Below are 18,355 nucleotides of genomic sequence, written 5' to 3' on the forward strand. Positions count from 1 at the left end.
GTGCACCGGCGTCGGCGGGATGACGGGCGTCACAGGTCACGCCCAGCGCAGCACGCCGTCGTCGAGCCGGGCGGTGCGCAGCGCCACGGCGTCGTGCAGGTAGCTCTGCTTGAGCGTCCACGGCGCGGCCGTCCCCTGGCGGGGCAGGGTGTGCACCGCCCGCTGGACGTAGCCGGCGTCGAAGTCCATCAGCGGCACCTCGGCCATCGACTCGTCGCGCACCGGGACGACCGAGCGCGCGCCGGTGGACCGCATGCGCTGCAGCAGCCGGACGACGTACTCGGCGACGAGGTCGGCCTTCAGCGTCCAGGAGGCGTTGGTGTAGCCGATGGTGAAGGCGAAGTTGGGCACGCCCGAGAGCATCATCGCCCGGTAGGCCATGGTCTCGTGCAGCTTGACGGCCTCGCCGTCGACGCTGAGCTCGGCGCCGCCGAAGACCTGGAGGTTCAGGCCGGTGGCCGTCACGACCACGTCGGCCTCGAGCCGCTCGCCCGAGGTCAGCTCGAGACCGGTCTCGGTGAAGGTCTGGATGCGGTCGGTGACCACCGAGGCGGCACCCGACCGGATGGCCCTGAAGAGGTCACCGTCCGGCACCAGGCACAGCCGCTGGTCCCACGGGTCGTAGGACGGCTTGAAGTGGGTGTCGACGGCGTACCCGGGCGGCAGCTGTGCGACGTTGGCCTTGCGCACGATCCTGCGCACGAGGTCCGGTCGCGAGCGGCTGAGCTTGTAGAGCGCGGACTGGACCGCGATGTTCTTCCACCGCGTGACGGCGTACGACGCGCCCTCGCCCAGGATCGGCGTCAGCCGGGCCTTGACCGCGTCCTCGGCGGGCACGGACAGGACGTAGGTCGGCGAGCGCTGCAGCATCGTCACGTGCGCCGCGCCCCGCGCCGCGATCGCCGGCACCAGCGTCACCGCGGTCGCGCCGGAGCCGATGACGACGACCCGCTTGTCCGCGAGGTCGAGGTCCCCGGGCCAGTGCTGCGGGTGGACGAGCCGACCCCCGAAGCGCTCCCGGCCCGCGAAGTGCGGCGCGTGGCCCTGGTCGTAGTCGTAGTAGCCGCTGCACGCCCACAGGAAGTTCGCGGTCGTCGTGCGCGGCTCGCCGTCGACCACGGCCGTCACCGTCCAGCGCGCGGTGGCCGAGTCCCAGGCGGCGGAGGTGACGTGGTGGCCGTAGCGGATGTGCCGGTCGACGCCGTACTCCCGTGCGGTGTCGCGCACGTAGCGCAGGATCGAGGCGCCGTCGGCCAGCGAGGTCTCGCCGCGCCACGGCCGGAAGCGGTAGCCGAGGGTGTGCATGTCGGAGTCGGAGCGGATCCCCGGGTAACGGAACAGGTCCCACGTCCCGCCGCTGGCCGCGCGACGCTCCAGCACGGCGTACGACGTCCCCGGCAGGTCCTTGGCGAGGTGGGCCGCCGCGCCGATGCCCGAGAGGCCCGCTCCGATGATCAGCACGTCCACGTGCTCGACAGCAGTCACGCCCCGAGCCTAGGCGACGCGGACGACGATCCGTAACTGCGAGTTACACCTGCCGGAGGTCGCGCGCCATCGCGACCAGCCCGAGCACGGGGCCGGGGAGCAGGAGCCACGAGACGTGGGCGCCGAGGTCGCCGACGAGCGCCGTGCCGAGCGCGATGGCGCCGATGGTGAGCCCGAACCCCAGGCCGTTCTGGATGGCGAGCGCGCTGCCCACGAGGTGCGGGGGGCAGGCCCGGGCCGACAGCGCGGAGAACTGCGCCGAGTCGGCGACGACGGCGACACCCCACACGAGCAGCAGCGCGAGCACGACGGCCGTCGGCGCGGGTGCTGCGAGGGGGAAGACCAGGCAGCAGACGCCCGAGACCGTCAGCGCCGTGGCCGCGACGCGGACACCGCCGACGCGGCGGCTCCACAGCCCGCCGGCGACGGACCCGGCGGCGCCGATCCCGATGACGGCGAAGGACCAGCCGCTGACGCGGGCACCCCCGTCGTCGAGCACGCCCGCCAGGAGCAGCGGCACGAGGGTCCAGAAGGCGTACAGCTCCCACATGTGGCCGAAGTAGCCGAGCGCGGCGCCCCGGTAGGCCGGCAGGCGGAACGCTCCGAGCACGGCGCCGGGTCGCCACCCGCTCCGCCTGCCCCGGGGCAGGTGCGGGCCGTCGCCGAGGGACAGGACCACCGCCCCGGCGAGGAGGGCGAGCACCGAGGACGCGAGCACGGTCCCCTCCCAGGGCCACCCCACGCCGACCGACGTCACCAGGTGGGGCAGGGCGGTGCCCAGCGTCAGCATGCCGACGAGCCAGCCCAGCGCCTCGCCGGACCGTGCCGGAGCCCACGACACGACCAGCTTCATGCCGAGGGGGTAGATGCCGGCCAGGCTCAGGCCGGTGACGAACCGCCACGCCGTCCCGGCGCCCGTGCCGTCGGCCAGCAGCGCGAACCCCGCGTTGCTCGCGGCGCCCAGCACGCACGCGGCCGCGAAGATCCGGCTGGCCGGGAAGCGGTCGGCCAGGCTGGTCACCGCCGCCAGGACCGTGCCCAGCGCGAAGCCGGACTGCACGGCGATGGTGAGCCGGCCGAGGTCGTCGTCGGTGAGCGCCCACACCTCCCGGAGGTCGGCGGCAGCGGCATTGGCGCTGAACCACAGCGACGTGCCGAGCAGCTGCGCGACCACGACGAGCGGCACGGCGAGGCGGGCCCTCCACGCTCCGCGCGCTCCCCCGGCTGCCTCGTGCCGCTCGTCCGGCGACGGCCTCATGCCTGGGTCGCGGCGCCCGAGGCGAGCAGCGCGTCGACGTCGGCCACGCCCCAGGCCGCGAGCGCCTCGCGGGTGTGCTCGCCCGGGAGCGGTGGCGGCGCGCCCAGGGTGGCGCGGGTGCGCGAGAACCGCGGGGCGGGCGCCGGCTGCACCACCCCGTCCGGGGCCACGAAGGTGCCGCGGGCCGCCAGGTGCGGGTGGTGCGGCGCGTCCGCGAGGCGTACGACCGGCGTGACGCAGGCGTCGGTGCCGTCGAACGTCGCGGCCCACTCGGCCTGCGTGCGCTCCTTGAAGCGCGCGGCCAGCGCTGCCCGGATCGCGGCGTGGTTGGCCGGGTCGTCGCGGTCGGGGAGGTCGGCCCCGACGCGCTCCACGAAGGCCGCCCAGAACTGCGGCTCGAGCGCCGCGAGGCTGACGTGCTCGCCGTCGGCCGTCTCGTAGAGGTCGTACCACGGGACCCCGCCGTCGAGCAGCCCGGCAGCGCGCCTGCCGGTGGCCATCCCGGCGGCCGCGAAGGCCCATGCGATGGCGTTGAGGTGGGCGGTGCCGTCCACGATCGCCGCGTCGACGACCTGGCCCGTGCCACTGGTGCGCGCCTCGAGGAGGGCGGCGAGGATGCCGATCACGAGGTACGTCGAGCCGCCGCCGAAGTCGCCGAGCAGGTTGCCCGGGAAGTGCGGGCGGTCCGGGTCCTGGCCGAGCCCGTGGAGCGCGCCGGTGACCGCGACGTAGTTCATGTCGTGGCCCGCCGCAGAGGCCCACGGGCCGTCCTGGCCCCAGCCGGTCATCCGCCCGACGACGAGGCGCGGGTTGCGCGCCCAGCAGTCCTCGGGGCCGAGGCCCATCCGCTCGGCGGTGCCGGGCCGCATGCCCTCGACGAGCACGTCGGCCTCCGCGACGAGGTCGAGCACCGTCGCCACCGCCTCGGGGTGCTTGAGGTCGAGCGCGACGCTGGGCCGACCTCGGTTGAGCAGGTCCGAGCGGCCGCTGGAGAACATGCCGCCGCCCGGGCGGTCGACGCGGATCACGTCGGCGCCGAGGTCGGCGAGGAGCATGCACGCGTGGGGTCCCGGCCCGATGCCGGCCAGCTCGACCACCTTGACGCCCCGCAGCGGACCGGTGCCGTGACCCAGCTCGTACGCCATGCGGACGATCATGACACCGGCGCTGTCAGGGTCGCGAGCGCCGTCGTCGCCGACCACGCCGCGAGCGAAGGCTTGCAACTCGTTGCATAGGTGAGCCACACTGCCCGGCATGCCCCTCGAGCACGCCCTCCTCGTCGCGCTCAGCGAGCGCCCCGCGAGCGGGCTCGAGCTCACCCGGCGTTTCGAGAAGTCGCTGGGCTTCTTCTGGCACGCCACCCACCAGCAGATCTACCGCGTCCTGGGACGGATGGAGGCCGACGGCTGGGTGAGCGTGGAGGTCGTCGAGCAGGAGGGCCGCCCCGACAAGCGGGTCCACACGCCGTCGCCGGAGGGCCGCCGGGTGCTCGCCGAGTGGCTGGCCACGCCGATCCCGCCGGAGACCTTCCGCAGTGAGCTCGCCGTGAAGCTGCGCGGAGCGTCGTACGGCGACCGCGCGACGCTCGCCGCGCACCTCGTGGAGGTCCGCGCCGACCACGCGGCCCGGCTCGCGCACTACGAGACGCTCGAGCGCGAGCAGTTCCCCGACCCCGGGTCGCTCGCCGGGCCCGGGCTCGACCAGTGGCTGGTGCTGCGCGGCGGCATCCGGCTCGAGCGGTTCTGGGTCGAGTGGATCACCGAGTACCTGCAGGCCCACGAAGGAGCCACATGACGCACCCCCGCTACCCCCACCTGCTCGAGCCGCTGACCCTCGGGGCCGGTCCGGACGCGCTGACGCTGCGCAACCGGGTGGTCATGGGGTCGATGCACACCGGGCTCGAGGACCGCCCGTGGGACATCGACAGGCTCGGCGCGTTCTTCGCCGAGCGGGCGCGCGGCGGCGTCGGCCTCATCGTCACCGGCGGGTACGCCCCGACCAAGCGCGGCTGGCTCAAGCCGTTCGCCTCCGAGATGACCAACCGTCTGCACGCGATGCGCCACGAGCGGATCACCGGGGCGGTGCACGACGCCGGCGGCGCGGTCGCGCTGCAGGTGCTGCACGCGGGCCGCTACGGCTACCACCCGCTCTCCCAGAGCGCGTCGGCCCGCAAGTCGCCGATCACGCCGTTCACGCCGAGTGCCATGTCGAGCCGGGAGGTCGACCGCACGGCCACGGCCTTCGCCCGGAGCGTCGCGCTGGCGCGCAAGGCCGGCTACGACGCCGTCGAGGTCATGGGCTCGGAGGGCTACCTCCTCAACCAGTTCCTCGCCGCGCGCACCAACGACCGCGACGACGAGTGGGGCGGCTCTCCCGCGCGCCGGATGCGCTTCGCCGTCGAGGTCGTCCGCCGCTCGCGCGAGCTGGTCGGCGGGGACTTCCCGATCGTCTACCGGATCTCGCTGCTCGACCTCGTCGAGGGCGGCCAGACGTGGGAGGAGACCGCCGAGCTCGCGCTGCGCCTGCAGGACGCCGGCGTCACCGTGTTCAACACCGGCATCGGCTGGCACGAGGCGCGGGTGCCCACGATCATCACGCAGGTCCCGCGCGGGGCGTGGCGCTCGTGCACCGCCCGGCTCAAGCAGGTCGTCGACGTCCCGGTCTGCGCGTCCAACCGGATCAACACGCCCGAGCTCGCCGAGGACATCCTGGCCTCGGGGGAGGCCGACCTGGTGTCGATGGCCCGCCCGCTGCTCGCCGACCCGGCCTTCGTGGCCAAGGCGATGGACGAGCGTGCCGACGAGATCAACACCTGCATCGCCTGCAACCAGGCGTGCCTCGACCACGTGTTCAGCAACGAGCGGGCGTCCTGCCTGGTCAACCCGCGCGCGTGCCGGGAGACCGAGCTGGTGCTGCTGCCGGTCCCGTCGGTGCGCGCGCCGGCCCCCTCCGCTGCGTCATCCGAGGCCGCGCCCATGGGTGCGGGTCCGCATGACGTCGCGCGGCGGCCCACCCTCGCGGTCGTCGGTGCGGGACCGGCCGGCCTGGCGGCCGCGACGGCCGCGGCGGAGCGGGGCTTCGAGGTGACGCTGTTCGAGAGGTCGCCCGAGATCGGCGGGCAGTTCCGCCTCGCGATGGAGGTCCCCGGCAAGGAGGACTTCGCCGACACGCTGCGCTACTTCGGTCGCCGGCTCGAGGTGCTCGGGGTGGACGTACGCCTCGGCGTGGAGGCGACGGCCGACGACGTCGCCGGCTTCGACGATGTCGTCGTCGCGACCGGCGTGGAGCCGCGGATGCCGGCCATCCCGGGCATCGAGCACCCCCGCGTCGCGTCGTACGCCGACGTGCTGAGCGGCGCGGTCGTCCCGGGTCGCCGCGTGGTCGTGATCGGCGCCGGCGGCATCGGCGTCGACGTGAGCGTCTTCCTCACGCACGAGGAGGAGGACCTGGAGGACTGGATGGCCCACTGGGGCGTCGGCGACCCCGCGCTCCACGAGGGCGGGCTGACCGAGCCCAAGCCACGCAGCGCTGCCCGCGAGGTGACGCTCGTGCAGCGCAAGACCACGCCGATCGGCATCGGCCTCGGCCGGACGTCGGGCTGGGCGCACCGGGCGGTGCTCAGGCAGTCCCAGGTCACCCAGGTCAGCGGCGCGACGTACGACCGCATCGACGACGACGGCCTGCACGTCACCGTCGACGGCGTCGCGCGCGTCATCGAGGCCGACACCATCGTGGTCTGCGCCGGCCAGGACTCCGTGCGCTCCCTCTACGACGCGCTGGACCGCGAGGCGCACCTGGTCGGCGGCGCCGACCTGGCGGCCGAGCTCGACGCGAAGCGCGCCATCAGGCAGGGCACCGAGGTCGTCGCGGCGCTCTGAAGCCTCGGGCGCGTGTCGGACTCGCCGACCCGAGCGCTGCCCGGGTGCACCGGCGGCACCGGCGGGCCGCACCTGACGATCCGGCCCGCCGGGCAACCCCTGCCGATGTGGTCGTACCACTGTTCACGGATCCCGGTCGCCGCGCAGGTCGAGCCTGCGGAGCCCGGCCCCAGGGGTGAGGCGAGGACTCGAGTCCAGGCGGGCCGTCGGGCGGCACGAGGGCGTCATCGTTCGGCGGCTGAGCGGATCGGCCGCGCCGCGGGCTCAGGCCAGCGGCGGGAGCGTCACGACCTGGCCGGCGTAGCTCAGGCCGGCGCCGAACGCGATCAGCAGCGCGGTGTCGCCGGCCGACGCCTCGTCCTGGCGGAGCATCGCCTCCATGGCGAGCGGCACCGACGCGGCCGAGGTGTTGCCGGCGTCGATGACGTCGGTCGCGACCGCGACCGAGTCGGGCAGGTCGATCTTCTTCGCGAGGGTCTGCGTGATGCGCAGGTTGGCCTGGTGCGGGATGAAGGCGTCGAGCTCGTCGACCGAGACGCCGGCCAGGCGCAGCGCCTCGTGGGCGACGTCCGCCATCGCGAACGGCGCCCACCGGAACACCGCGGTCCCCTCCATCTGCACGACCGGGTGGCCCGTCGACCCGTGCCCGCCGAGGCAGCTGGGCGACTGGGTGATGACGTGCGCCTGCGACCCGTCCGAGCCCCACGCGGTCGGGCCGATGCCCGGGGCGTCGGACGGTCCCACGACCACGGCGCCCGCGCCGTCGGCGAAGATGAAGGCGGTGCCGCGGTCCGTCGGGTCCATGAACCGGCTGAGCTGCTCCACGCCGACCACGAGGACGTACGTCTCGGCGCCGGCGCGCACCATGGAGGCGGCGAGGTTCAGCGCGTGGCAGAAGCCCGCACACCCGGCCGAGATGTCGAAGGCCGCAGCGGTGATGCCGAGGTTGGTCGCGACCTGCGGCGCCGCGGCCGGGGTGTGCTCCGGATGGGTGGAGGTCGCGACGATGACGCACCCGAGCTGGGCGGCGTCCACGCCGGCGGCCGCGAGGGCGCGCTCCGCGGCGGCGGTCGACATGCCGATGAGCGTCTCGTCCTCGCCCGCGAAGCGCCGCGTGCGGATGCCCGAGCGCGTCTGGATCCACTCGTCGGAGGAGTCCAGGACCTCGCAGATCTCGTCGTTGGTGACGACCCGCTCCGGGCGGAACACGCCCAGGCCGAGCATCGCGGCGTGGGTGAGGTCGGTGGACTGCTGGATCGTCATGGCGCGAGCATAGGCAGGGGCACGGGCAGCGGTACGAATCGGCCAGCCGGCTAGCGCGGACCGTCCGGCTGCGTCTCCGGAATCGGCGAGTCGGGCACCTGACCCGGGTCGATCGGGCTGACGTCGGGGTCGCCGGAGGGCACGACCGTGGGCTCGACCTCGGGCTCGCTCGGTGTGGTGGTCATCCGTCAGTGGTACGCCGCCGGCAGCGCTCGCGCAACGGCCGGTCACCCCTTGTGATGGGCCGAGCCCGCGCCGAGCCGCCCCGCGCGGAGCCGCCCCCGAGCCGCCCCCGCGCGGGTAACGCCGCCAAGACGGCACTCCCGCCCCCACCGGTGGGGGCGGGAGTGCACGTCTCGAGGCGTTACCCGAAGGAGGGGGACCACGGCGGACGTCCGGCAGCGCCAGAGGGACGCGCGGGCGGCGTCGCCGGGCTGCTCGCACGCGGCGCGACCCGTCCGCGCGAGCAGCCGCCATGAACGGCGCTCGCCCGCCCGAGGGCGACGAGCTCTGCAGGCTCTGCCGGACCGAGGCCCCTGGTCGGGCCCCGAGCGGATCAGCGCGGCCTGCGGCGCTCCTGCACCTTCTGCATGGCCGCCCTGATCTTGGCCTGGTTGTGCGGCTTGCGCGCCTCGTCGTAGACCTTCTTCGCGATGCCGAGCGCCGCGATCTTCTTCGCCATACCCATGCCCCGACCGTACCCAGCAGCGGCAAGGGTGATCCCCACCCATCCGTGACGCGGGCCACTCCGAAGCACCGGCGAGCCGCCGGTCCGGGCGGCCCCGCCGACGAAGGGTCACACGCACATGCGCCTCCCCGCTCTCCGCCGCCCGTCCCCCTCCATGGCCGTCTCGGTCATGGCGCTGGTCGTGGCCTCCACCGGGACCTCGTACGCCACCGGTCTGATCGGCTCCGCCGACATCCGCAACGACTCCGTCCAGTCGCGAGACGTCAAGGACCGGACCCTCAAGGGCCGCGACCTGAAGAACGGCGTCATCGGCTCGAACAAGGTCCGCAACGGGTCACTGAAGTCGAAGGACTTCTCGGCCGGCCAGCTCCCCGCCGGTCCCCAGGGCCCGGCCGGCGTCGGACGCTGGGCGCTGGTCGACGCGACCGGGGCGATCGTGGCGCAGTCGGGCGGGTTCTCGGTGACCGCCGCCTACCCGACCCTCGCGCCGTCCGGCGCCGACACCGCGGGGCTCCGCGCCAACGGCAATGTCTACATCAACGCGGGCGAGAACCTGGCCGACAACGGCATCCTCGCCGTCGTCGCGCTGCAGAACACGGTGGACCAGAACGGCGACTCGATCACCAACGGCCGCGCCGCGGGCGCGGACGCGAACCCGGAGTTCTCCGGCGAGATCACCGCGGCGATGTGCCAGCCCGGCGTGGTCAACTGCGCGCCCCCCGGCACCGGCAACGCCAACCACCTCGTGGTGAGCCCGCGGAACAGCGACGGCAGCGTCACCACCGACGGCACCCGGAAGCGGTTCTACGTCGTGGTGACCGGGAACTCCGCCGACCGCGGCTGAGCCCCAGCCGGTGGAGCGGTAGACATGGACCGTGCGGCTGCTCGAGGCCACGATCACCTGGCTGCGCGTCGCGCTCGCCCGGTGGGCGGGGCCCGGGCGGCCGCCGGTCGTCGCCGGTCCGGCACCGCTCGGCGCGGGCCGGCGCGTGGTGGTGGCAGGACTCGTCCAGCCCGACCGGACCACCTGCGGCTCCGCGTGCCTCGTCGTGGCGCGGATGCTCGGCGACCCGTCGTACGCCCGGTGGCTGGCGACGGGTGAGGCCGGCGGGAGCCGGCGCGACGTGCGCGCGCCGGAGCGCCGCTTCGCCGACGAGGCCCTGGCCGCTCACGCGCGCACGAGCCACTGGGCGGACGCCGACGGCCACCTCCAGGTCCCGTGGCCGCGCCGGTACGGCACCGCGCCGTGGTCGCTGGCCCGCGAGCTGAGCCTGGTTGGTGGGACGACGCCGCCCGGGACCAGGCACCGCGTCCGGACGATCTCACCCCGCCGGCGCGGAGAGGCGTTCGACGAGGTCGCCGTGAGCGTCGGCACCGGTCACGCCGTCCCGCTCTTCGTCGGCAACCGGCTGCTGCCCCGCCACGTCGTGCTGGTCGTCGGTGCGAGCGCCGACCGCCTCACCGCCTACGACCCGGCCACGGGCCGGCGCGTCGTCCTCCCCCGCGACGCCTTCGTCACCGGGACGCTGCGGGTCTCGGGCTGGTCCGAGCCGTGGTTCGCGGTGCTGCCCGAGCCGCCGCAGGCCGACGGGTGAGAGCCGGCCGCAGAGCGCTCACCGCCCAGGTTCGGTAGGTGCGCCCGGAGTTCACCTCCCGGCCGGCCACGTGCGGCAGACTGAACGCCGTGACCACGAAGATCTCCGTCGCCGGCCTCGGCTACGTCGGCCTCTCCATGGCGGTGCTGCTCGCCCGGCACAACATCGTCGTGGGCCTCGACCTCGACGCCGCCCGGATCGAGAGGCTCAAGGCCGGCCAGAGCCCGATCCACGACGAGGACATCTCGCGGTTCCTGGCCGAGGAGGACCTCGACCTCACCTTCACCACCGACCCGGAGGAGGCGCACGCCGGCGCCGACTTCGTCATCATCGCCACGCCGACCAACTACGACCCGGTCACCAACTACTTCGACACCTCCTCGATCGAGGCGGTCATGCGCGACGTGCACCGCATCAACCCGCACGCGACGATGGTCGTGAAGTCCACGGTGCCGGTCGGCTACATCGAGGACGTCCGCGTCCGGCTGGGCATCCCCGACGTCATCTTCTCGCCCGAGTTCCTGCGCGAGGGGCGGGCGCTGCACGACAACCTCCACCCGGCGCGGATCGTCGTGGGCGAGGACTCCGAGCGCGCCCGGGCCTTCGCCGAGCTCCTCGTCAAGGGCGCGGACGCCGACGACGTGCCCGTGCTCTTCACCGAGCCCACGGAGGCCGAGGCGATCAAGCTCTTCGCCAACACCTACCTCGCGATGCGGGTCGCGTACTTCAACGAGCTGGACTCCTTCGCGCTGTCCCGCGGGCTCGACACCCGCCAGATCATCGACGGCGTCGGGCTCGACCCGCGGATCGGCACGCACTACAACAACCCGTCGTTCGGCTACGGCGGCTACTGCCTGCCCAAGGACACCAAGCAGCTGCTCGCCAACTACTCCGACGTCCCGCAGACGCTGATCTCGGCGGTCGTCGACGCCAACACGACCCGCAAGGACTTCATCGCCTTCGACATCCTCGACCGCAACCCGGAGGTCGTCGGCATCCACCGGCTGATCATGAAGGCAGGCTCGGACAACTTCCGCGAGTCCTCGGTGCAGGGGATCATGAAGCGGCTCAAGGCCAAGGGCGTCGAGGTCGTGGTCTACGAGCCCGAGCTCGGCGAGGACACGTGGTTCGGCTCGGAGGTCGTCGACGACCTCGACGGCTTCAAGGAGCGGGCGGACCTCATCGTCGCCAATCGCATGGTCGAGGAGCTCCACGACGTGCGCGAGAAGGTCTACACGCGCGACCTGTTCGGCGGCGACTGACCGGCGAACGGCGGTGTCCGACGGGTCGGCTGGTCCGGCGACGCGTCAGCGGCGGCGGCCGAACAGGCCCCGCTTGTGCTCGCCGTCGGCGGGCGGCTCGGTCGGCAGCGCGGGGGCGGCCTCGTCGGCCTTGCGCAGCGCCTTGCGCAGCCGGTTCTCCGACTTGTCCGGGTCCATCGGCGGACGGGCCCCGAGGGTGAACCGCTCGACGACGCGCTGGTCGGCGGGGACCCAGCCCACGTCCGTCGCCGGGTAGGTCTTGACCCCGAACGACTCCTCGAGCAGCGCCTCGCGGTCGTCGCCCGGGCCGGCCAGGCGCGCCACCCGCGCCGACGCCGACGTGCGCTCGAGACGCGCGAGCGCGCCGTCGGCGTACGACAGCAGGCGGGCGCCGTGGTGGGTGCGCTCGAGGTCGTCGAGCAGGGCTCCCAGCGCCGCGGGGAGCGGCGCGAGCGAGACGTCCGGCAGGTGCATCACGAACTCCGCGTCGGACACCGCGGGTGCCTCGACGAGCCGGACGCGCGGCTCGTGGAGGTACGAGCGGTGCACGAGCCGCGTCTCGAGCACCGGGTCCTCCACGGGCTGGACCCGGTCGTCGTGGACCGAGGACCACGGCCCGACCACCGTCACCCGCAGGTCGGGGACGTCGCCGTCGAGCAGCGAGTCGACGACCCGGATGGTCTGGTCGGCGGGTCCGGCCTCGAGGACCACCTCGAGGTAGGGCACCTGGTAGGCCCGGCCCCGCTTGTTGCGCTTGGGCCGCATGGTCGGCACGAGGTCGGCGAGGTAGGGGTCGTTGAAGCGGTTGACCTGCTCGGCCCGTCGGAGCACCTGGGAGCGACCGAGGTGCCAGCTGCGGGCCTCCCGGTCGACGACGAAGACGCCGCCGGCCTGGGCGAGCGCGTGGCCGAGGTGCATGTCCTCGCCGAGGCGCAGCGTGCGGTCGAAGCCCTCGGAGTCGAGGTAGAGCGCCTTGGTCACCGAGCCCGTCATGCCGATGTGGTAGCGCTGCGCCCGCGGACCGGCGGTGCGGAGGTCGTCGGTCTTCGCCCAGTAGTCCTCCACCCATTGGTGCGGCTCGTGCTCCAGCCCGGGGAACAGGTCGCCGGCCCCGCCCGCGGCGACGCGGTCGCGGACGGTCGCGGGGTCCAGCTCAAGCAGGGACGTCGGGTCGACGAACAGCTTGTGGCCCCCGGGGACGGCGTAGTCGACCAGGTGGTGCCAGCGGGCGTGCGCCTCGACCTCCTCGCGGTAGGCCAGCATGTCGGCGTCGTACCAGTGCAGGACGTCGCCGCCGGCGGCGAGCGCACCGAGGTGGCAGGCGTTGGCACGGCCCCAGCCCTCCTCGACGCGCACCAGCGTGGTGTTCTCCGGCCGCACCTCGGGCAGCTCCTGCGGAGGTGAGCTCTGGTCGTCGACGACGACGACCTCGAGCAGGTGCGCGGGGTAGGACTGGGCGGCGAGGCCGGCCAGGACGTAGGGCAGGGTGCGCTGGTAGTTGAACGTCGGCACGACGACGCTCACCGCCAGCCGCGGCTCCCAGTCGCCGAGGGCGGGCGGCGTCAGGCTGCCCCAGTCGTTGTGGCGCACCACAGGCTGCCGCGGCACCGACTCACCCCCCATCCGTCGTGACCGACACCGGTCGGTCGAGCGGGTCGGCCTCCAGCGCCCGGCTCGGCCGGAACCCCTCCCACTCGGAGGCCACGATGTCAGGTCGGCGGAACTCCTCGTCGTCACGGACCCAGGTGTGTCCCTCGCCGGTGCGGCGCAGCACGTAGCCCAGTCCGTGGGTGCGGTAGATCCGTCCGCCCGCCGCCTCCACCCCGGAGAGCAGCTGGGCGTCGACGAACCTGCGCACGCGCCGGAAGTCGCCGAGCGAGCGGAGCAGGCCGCGCTCGAGCAGGAGGGTGCCGCCGGCCACGAACCGCGCGAAGACCTCCGAGGGGTGCCTGCGTCGCACGGTGAGGTCGCCGCGGTGCAGGTAGACGAACTCCGAGGGCATCCCGACGACGTCGGCGCCGGAGAAGCGCCGCGCCATCAGCAGGTCGTGGACGGCGTCGGGCGAGTACCAGTCGTCGTCGTCGACCTTGAGCAGCACCTCGCTCGACGCGGCGCGCGAGGCAGCGGTGAGCACGTCGCCGAAGAACGCCGACGCGTCGAAGGTGAGGACCTGGTGCGGTCGGTCGCCGAGCGCGCGGCGCACGGCGTCGCGGTCGGGCTCGAACCCGTGCGCGGCCAGCACCAGCTCGACCTCCGCGCCCCGCTGGCGCGCGACCTGTCGCAGCGCGAAGTCGAGCATCTCCGGGCGCCGGGTCGCCAGCAGCGCGCTGACCGGCGGGAGGGCGACGTGGCGCACCCCGGCGCGCGAGGCGAGGGCGGAGCGCCAGGCCAGCGTGGAGTGGTGGTCGAAGGCGGCGCGCCGCACGGCGAGGCTGTGCTCCTCGCGACGCAGGGGGTCGTCGAGGTCGACGTCGGCGTCGAGCGCCTCGGCCAGCGGCGGGGCGACGTCGAGGACGCCCGAGGTGACCAGGGGGACCCCGGCGCTCGCGAGCGCGAGGAGGTCGGCGGTGCGGGTGTCGGTCGGGAGGCGTACGGCCTGGAAGGCGCGGGCGGCCGCCACGACGTCCTCGGTGACCGGTCCGCGTCCCGAGCCGGTGACGAGCCGGGCGAGGTCGACGACGGGGTGGTCCCAGTCCTTGCGGAAGCCGACGGGGTTGAACACCAGCTCGTCGACGGGCTCCGGGCCGGGGTCGGTCACGACGGTCGGGGCTCGGTCGATCACGTGGTGCTCGGCCACCTCGCCACCGCGGCTGGCGACGACCACGTCGGGCGGGACGTCGCGCGCGCCGTCGCCGGCGTCGGCGACGTCGGCCAGCAGGACCGAGCGGGCGTCGAGCCCGGGCGCGGCGGGTCGGCCGGCGTAGGACACGACGAGTCCGCCGTGGGTGGTCTCGCCGGGCCCGGCGGCCTGCCGGGCCATCTCCATCACCACGAGCTGGGCCCGCGCCCCCGACGCGAAGCGGGCGACGGTGAGCACGCCGCGGTCGCCGGCCTCGCGGGCGGCGAGGTGCACCAGCCGCGGCCACTCCGGGCGCGGCACGAGCACCCACGGCGTGGGGGCGTCGGTGAGCCAGCACGCGACGGCCTTGCACTGGCCGAGCAGCGGCACGGCGCTCGCCATCCGGCGCAGCCGAGCGCGGTCGGCGGCGACGACCAGCACCGAGCCCCAGCCCTTGAGCGGCCCGTCGAGGGAGGACAGCGTGACGACGCGCGGCTCGATGCCCGGGACGTCCTCGACGCCGCGCAGCGCGTCGAGGGCGAGGCCGTCGGAGTCGTCGACGAGGACCAGCGTCGGGCCGGGGAGCCGGAGGTCGTGGAGGGGGTGCTGGGCGGGCGGGTTCACGGTCGCGCGCGCTCCTTGAGCGAGGCCGGCAGTGAGTGCTGGACGAGCGGACGCGGCTGGCGCCAGAGCCAGTCGCGGCTGACGTGGTCGATGATGTGGACGCCCTCGGGTGCGGTGACCTTCACCAGTCCGCCGAGCGCCTCCGGGTCGCCCGTGCGGATCGCCTCGTCGACCTCGAACTCGCGCAGCTTGCGGTAGAGCCGGGTGTTGGTGAAGTCCACGCCGTCGCGTCGCCAGTGGGCGTACTCGTCGGCGTCGAGCCACTTGACCTCGAGCACCAGCCCCTGCTGCAGCACGATCCGCTCGACGCCGGGCGGGAACTCCCGCAGCTCCCAGTCGAAGGCCTTGACGAAGGTGAACTCCGGACCCATCGGGTAGACCCACGGCTCGAGGAAGCGCAGCGAGAGGTCGAGCCAGCCGGTGCGCTCGTCGACGACGGTGAGCGGGTGGCGCGGGATCGCGACGATCGCGCGCGTCGCCTGCAGCTGCCACGACAGGTCGCGCAGGATGCCGGTGCCCTCCGGGGTGAGCACCATGTCGCCGTCCCACTTCATCGAGTAGGTCGTGCGGACGTGCGAGAAGCACCAGTTGTAGAAGTGCGTCAGCGAGTGCACGCTCGTGGCCGGCGTGGCCAGGTGCTCGCTGCCGGCGCGCGCGACCCGGTGCGGGTAGTCCAGCACGGTGAGCCGGTCCACGGCGCCGCACCGCTCGGCGACCTCGCGGGCGACGTCGGCGGTGCCGTCGTCGGAGCCGTTGTCGACGAGCAGCACCTGCTGCACGGCGGCGAGGATCGGGGGCAGCACCCACGGCAGGTTGCGGGCCTCGTTGCGCACCCGGAACACGCAGGTCAGCCCCGGCGCCAGCGGCTCGCCGGAGGTCCACGGCCACGTGACGTCGTACGCCGGGTCTCCCTCGAGGGAGACGATGTCGGGCATCAGGCCTGGCCCCGGGGGCGCTCCCGGCCCACGGCCCTCCGCAGCCTTCGCCGGGCGGCTGGCGGCACCATGGCGCGGACGGCGTGGGGCACCCGGTCGGCGACGCTGCGCGCGGCACCCTGCCGCTCCGCCGGACCTCGTGCCGCCTCGGTCGCCGCCGCCCGCCGCTGCGCGACGACGGTCGAGTGCGCGAACGCCTCCGCCTCGGCGTACTGCTCGGCGTAGGCCGCCCGCAGCTGGTCGCAGGTCTGCTGCAGCTCGGCCGAGTCGTCGGCGGCGAGGGCGTCGAGGGCGTGCCAGGTCTCGTCGGCGAGCTCGCGCAGCCGGTCGGGCACGGGGACGTCGTCCCACGTCATCGTGACGCGTCGCAGCGAGGGGTCGATGAAGCGGTGCACCTCGGCGATGTCCACGGCCATGGCCGTCTTCACCGCCGCGAGGTCGAACGCCTCGCCCAGCGCGAACACCGGCCGCGTCCAGTCGTCGAGGAGGTCGGCGTAGTGGACGAACGCGCGCTGCTGGCCGCGGGTCGCGCGCTCGGTGTGCAGCATCATGTTGACCCAGGCGGCGGTGCGGGTGACCGCGCCCCGGTCGGAGCCGGCGCCCATGCGGCCGTAGTAGGTCTGCTTGGAGCCGACCACCTCGGTGACCGGCCGGAGCATGGTGACGTACGACGACGTGGCGCCGCAGCGGTCGGCCGCCGCCCGCCACAGCCCGAGGAACCAGGCGGCGCGCGGGTCCTTGATGACGAGCTCGTTGCCGACGGCGAGCTGCTCCTCCAGCCAGGCGGTCACCCGGGCGCGGGTGGCGTGGTCGCCGCTGGTGGTGCCGGTGTCGAGCCAGGCCCGCGGGCGGGCGTCGGAGACCTGGACGTTGCTGCGCGCCAGCAGCTCGGCGTGGAGGTCGACGACCCAGCGCGGCTCGCCGAACCCCTTGGGGTTGGTGGCGTCGGCGACGACCTCGGGCTGGGGCACGTGCAGCCCCAGCGTGCGCAGGGTGCCGGCCATCGTGCTCGTGCCGCTGCGTCCCGAGCCGACGACGAACACGACCCGTCGGCTGGTCGGCTCCGTCATGCGTCAGAGACTATCGGTGGGGACGACCGCCACTGACCCGCCCGGGGGCGGGGCCGGTCCCCGGATCCCCCGCTTGAGCGGGGGATTGCGAACTTCCCGTGGCATGCAGACCCCCGGAAGCTCACGGAACCCTCGCGAGGTCCGGCGCTCCGGAGGCAGCCGGCTACAGGTGCTGGGGCTGCGCCTTGATGAGGTCGGCGTACCACTGGAACGACGCCTTCCTGGTGCGCGCCTGGGTCTCGAAGTCGACGTGGACGAGGCCGAAGCGCTGGGTGTGGCCCTCGGCCCACTCGAAGTCGTCCATCAAGGACCAGCAGTAGTAGCCGCGGACGTCGACGCCGCGCGTGACGGCCTCGGACACCGCGTTGACGTGGGCCCGGAGGTAGTCGATGCGCGCCTGGTCGTCGACGACGCCGTCCTCGCCGGGACCCGTGTTGTAGCTGCAGCCGGACTCGGTGATCACGATGGGCGGCAGCGCCGCGCGGAAGCGCGCGCGGAACATGACCAGCCACTCGCGCAGGGCGTCGGGCACGACCGGCCACCCCGCGTCGGTGGTGGGGTAGCCGACGATCTCGCGCAGCTCGAAGGGCACCTCCGCGTCCTCGTCGGCGGCGGCGACCTTCATCGGGTTGTCGTAGTTCACGCCGTAGAAGTCGAGCGGCTGGCGGATGGTGGCCAGGTCGCCGTCGGCGGCCACGCCCTCGAAGAGCGGCACGAGGTCGACCGGGTAGCGCCCGAGCAGCATCGGCTCGAGGAACATGCCGTTCCACAGGGCGTCGAAGATCTTGCTCATCCCGACGTCGGCGTCGTCGTCGCTGGCCGGCCAGATCGGCGCGTGGTTGTTGGCGCAGCCGACGGACGTCGCGCCCGCCCGGCGCAGCTCGATCGCGGCCCGTCCGTGCGCCAGGAGCAGGTGGTGGGCCGCGGGCAGGCAGTCGAAGAGCAGCGCCTTGCCGGGCGCGTGCTTGCCGAGGCCGTAGCCGAGGAGCGAGGCCACGTTGGGCTCGTTGACCGGGATCCAGTGCTCGACCCGGTCGGCGAGGCGCGCGCCCACGATGGCGGCGTACTCCGCGAAGCGCTCGACAGTGCCGCGGTTGAGCCACCCGCCGTCGTCCTCGAGCGCCTGGGGCAGGTCCCAGTGGTAGAGCGTGACCATCGGCTGCTGGCCGTGGGCGAGCAGCGTGTCGACCAGCCGGTCGTAGAACGCCAGGCCCTTCTCGTTCACGGGCCCCCGGCCGGTGGGCTGGACCCGCGGCCACGCGACCGAGAAGCGGTAGCCGCCCGTGCCGAGCTCCCCCATCAGCGCGACGTCCTCGTCCACCCGGTGGTAGTGGTCGCAGGCGACCTCGCCGCTCGTGCCGTCTGCCACCCGCCCCGGCTCGGCGGTGAACGTGTCCCAGATGCTCGGCCCGCGTCCGTCCTCGGCCACCGCGCCCTCGACCTGGTAGCTCGCGGTGCTGGTCCCGAACCGGAAGCCCGGTGGGAGCAGGGGGAAGTCATGCGGGGGCACTGAGCGAA

The 18,355-nt window shown here is 74.0% G+C and carries 16 protein-coding genes; 5 read left to right on the top strand and 11 right to left on the bottom strand.

The window, feature by feature from the left end; translation table 11 throughout:
- Window positions 1–36 precede the first annotated feature (36 nt).
- From J3P32_RS07765 to J3P32_RS07775, 3 genes are read right to left on the bottom strand one after another with little or no spacing between them, the layout of a single operon-like run.
- Window positions 37–1,485, bottom strand: a complete 1,449-nt coding sequence (locus tag J3P32_RS07765; RefSeq protein WP_210439240.1) for a flavin-containing monooxygenase — start codon at window positions 1,483–1,485, stop codon at window positions 37–39.
- Between the two features lie 43 nt (window positions 1,486–1,528).
- Window positions 1,529–2,743, bottom strand: coding sequence for an MFS transporter (locus J3P32_RS07770; RefSeq protein ID WP_210439241.1), 1,215 nt, complete (start codon window positions 2,741–2,743; stop codon window positions 1,529–1,531).
- Window positions 2,740–3,888 (bottom strand): CaiB/BaiF CoA transferase family protein, encoded by a 1,149-nt coding sequence (locus J3P32_RS07775; RefSeq protein WP_282593970.1) that lies wholly within the window; start codon window positions 3,886–3,888, stop codon window positions 2,740–2,742. The genes J3P32_RS07770 and J3P32_RS07775 overlap by 4 nt, the downstream gene beginning before the upstream one ends.
- Before the next feature lie 109 nt (window positions 3,889–3,997).
- On the opposite strand from J3P32_RS07775, the gene J3P32_RS07780 reads away from it, so the two are divergent.
- Window positions 3,998–4,537, top strand: a complete 540-nt coding sequence (locus tag J3P32_RS07780; RefSeq protein WP_210439242.1) for a PadR family transcriptional regulator — start codon at window positions 3,998–4,000, stop codon at window positions 4,535–4,537.
- Window positions 4,534–6,621: an NADPH-dependent 2,4-dienoyl-CoA reductase gene (locus tag J3P32_RS07785; RefSeq protein ID WP_210439243.1), complete on the top strand. Its 2,088-nt coding sequence runs from the start codon at window positions 4,534–4,536 to the stop codon at window positions 6,619–6,621. The genes J3P32_RS07780 and J3P32_RS07785 overlap by 4 nt, the downstream gene beginning before the upstream one ends.
- Window positions 6,622–6,885: 264 nt before the next feature.
- Here the strand turns inward: J3P32_RS07785 and J3P32_RS07790 are convergent, their stop codons facing one another.
- The 3 genes from J3P32_RS07790 to J3P32_RS18160 form a co-directional block, all read right to left on the bottom strand.
- Complete coding sequence (locus J3P32_RS07790) at window positions 6,886–7,884, bottom strand: beta-ketoacyl-ACP synthase III (protein WP_210439244.1); 999 nt, start codon at window positions 7,882–7,884, stop codon at window positions 6,886–6,888.
- Between the two features lie 50 nt (window positions 7,885–7,934).
- Window positions 7,935–8,069 (bottom strand): hypothetical protein, encoded by a 135-nt coding sequence (locus J3P32_RS18155; protein ID WP_282593971.1) that lies wholly within the window; start codon window positions 8,067–8,069, stop codon window positions 7,935–7,937.
- Window positions 8,070–8,440: 371 nt separating this feature from the next.
- Entirely contained in the window at window positions 8,441–8,572 is a 132-nt protein-coding gene (locus J3P32_RS18160; protein WP_282593972.1) for a hypothetical protein, read from the bottom strand.
- 118 nt (window positions 8,573–8,690) lie between these two features.
- On the opposite strand from J3P32_RS18160, the gene J3P32_RS07795 reads away from it, so the two are divergent.
- From J3P32_RS07795 to J3P32_RS07805, 3 genes are all read left to right on the top strand, one after another.
- Window positions 8,691–9,416, top strand: a complete 726-nt coding sequence (locus J3P32_RS07795) for a hypothetical protein (RefSeq protein ID WP_210439245.1) — start codon at window positions 8,691–8,693, stop codon at window positions 9,414–9,416.
- 31 nt (window positions 9,417–9,447) lie between these two features.
- Complete coding sequence (locus J3P32_RS07800; RefSeq protein WP_210439246.1) at window positions 9,448–10,167, top strand: hypothetical protein; 720 nt, start codon at window positions 9,448–9,450, stop codon at window positions 10,165–10,167.
- Window positions 10,168–10,304: 137 nt separating this feature from the next.
- A complete protein-coding gene (locus J3P32_RS07805; protein ID WP_210440694.1) occupies window positions 10,305–11,429 on the top strand; it encodes a nucleotide sugar dehydrogenase in 1,125 nt (374 codons plus the stop codon).
- Between the two features lie 45 nt (window positions 11,430–11,474).
- Here the strand turns inward: J3P32_RS07805 and J3P32_RS07810 are convergent, their stop codons facing one another.
- The 5 genes from J3P32_RS07810 to J3P32_RS07830 all read right to left on the bottom strand — a co-directional run bounded on the left by J3P32_RS07810 (window position 11,475) and on the right by J3P32_RS07830 (window position 18,347).
- Complete coding sequence (locus J3P32_RS07810) at window positions 11,475–13,037, bottom strand: glycosyltransferase family 2 protein (protein ID WP_210439247.1); 1,563 nt, start codon at window positions 13,035–13,037, stop codon at window positions 11,475–11,477.
- A gap of 4 nt (window positions 13,038–13,041) precedes the next feature.
- The gene (locus tag J3P32_RS07815) at window positions 13,042–14,832 is read right to left on the bottom strand and encodes a hypothetical protein (protein ID WP_210439248.1); all 1,791 of its coding nucleotides are present in this window, start codon (window positions 14,830–14,832) and stop codon (window positions 13,042–13,044) included.
- A complete protein-coding gene (locus tag J3P32_RS07820) occupies window positions 14,829–15,767 on the bottom strand; it encodes a glycosyltransferase family 2 protein (protein ID WP_210439249.1) in 939 nt (312 codons plus the stop codon). The genes J3P32_RS07815 and J3P32_RS07820 overlap by 4 nt, the downstream gene beginning before the upstream one ends.
- Window positions 15,767–16,837: a sulfotransferase family protein gene (locus J3P32_RS07825; protein ID WP_210439250.1), complete on the bottom strand. Its 1,071-nt coding sequence runs from the start codon at window positions 16,835–16,837 to the stop codon at window positions 15,767–15,769. Before J3P32_RS07825 ends, J3P32_RS07820 begins: the two co-directional genes overlap by 1 nt.
- 163 nt (window positions 16,838–17,000) lie before the next feature.
- On the bottom strand, window positions 17,001–18,347 hold the full coding sequence (locus J3P32_RS07830; RefSeq protein ID WP_210439251.1) for a GH1 family beta-glucosidase: 1,347 nt from the start codon (window positions 18,345–18,347) through the stop codon (window positions 17,001–17,003).
- Between the last annotated feature and the right edge of the window lie 8 nt (window positions 18,348–18,355).

It is taken from the genome of Nocardioides xinjiangensis (genome assembly GCF_017916385.1).
GTDB classification, from domain to species: domain Bacteria; phylum Actinomycetota; class Actinomycetes; order Propionibacteriales; family Nocardioidaceae; genus Nocardioides; species Nocardioides xinjiangensis.

What these genes read in the sequence shown, in the direction of transcription:
- J3P32_RS07780 (WP_210439242.1), top strand. Translation starts at nt 3,998, where the DNA reads ATGCCCCTCGAGCACGCCCTCCTCGTCGCGCTCAGCGAGCGCCCCGCG.
- J3P32_RS18155 (WP_282593971.1), bottom strand. Translation starts at nt 8,069, where the DNA reads ATGACCACCACACCGAGCGAGCCCGAGGTCGAGCCCACGGTCGTGCCC.
- J3P32_RS07790 (WP_210439244.1), bottom strand. Translation starts at nt 7,884, where the DNA reads ATGACGATCCAGCAGTCCACCGACCTCACCCACGCCGCGATGCTCGGC.
- J3P32_RS07825 (WP_210439250.1), bottom strand. Translation starts at nt 16,837, where the DNA reads ATGACGGAGCCGACCAGCCGACGGGTCGTGTTCGTCGTCGGCTCGGGA.
- J3P32_RS18160 (WP_282593972.1), bottom strand. Translation starts at nt 8,572, where the DNA reads ATGGGTATGGCGAAGAAGATCGCGGCGCTCGGCATCGCGAAGAAGGTC.
- J3P32_RS07805 (WP_210440694.1), top strand. Translation starts at nt 10,305, where the DNA reads ATGGCGGTGCTGCTCGCCCGGCACAACATCGTCGTGGGCCTCGACCTC.
- J3P32_RS07775 (WP_282593970.1), bottom strand. Translation starts at nt 3,888, where the DNA reads ATGGCGTACGAGCTGGGTCACGGCACCGGTCCGCTGCGGGGCGTCAAG.
- J3P32_RS07820 (WP_210439249.1), bottom strand. Translation starts at nt 15,767, where the DNA reads ATGCCCGACATCGTCTCCCTCGAGGGAGACCCGGCGTACGACGTCACG.
- J3P32_RS07785 (WP_210439243.1), top strand. Translation starts at nt 4,534, where the DNA reads ATGACGCACCCCCGCTACCCCCACCTGCTCGAGCCGCTGACCCTCGGG.
- J3P32_RS07795 (WP_210439245.1), top strand. Translation starts at nt 8,691, where the DNA reads ATGCGCCTCCCCGCTCTCCGCCGCCCGTCCCCCTCCATGGCCGTCTCG.
- J3P32_RS07770 (WP_210439241.1), bottom strand. Translation starts at nt 2,743, where the DNA reads ATGAGGCCGTCGCCGGACGAGCGGCACGAGGCAGCCGGGGGAGCGCGC.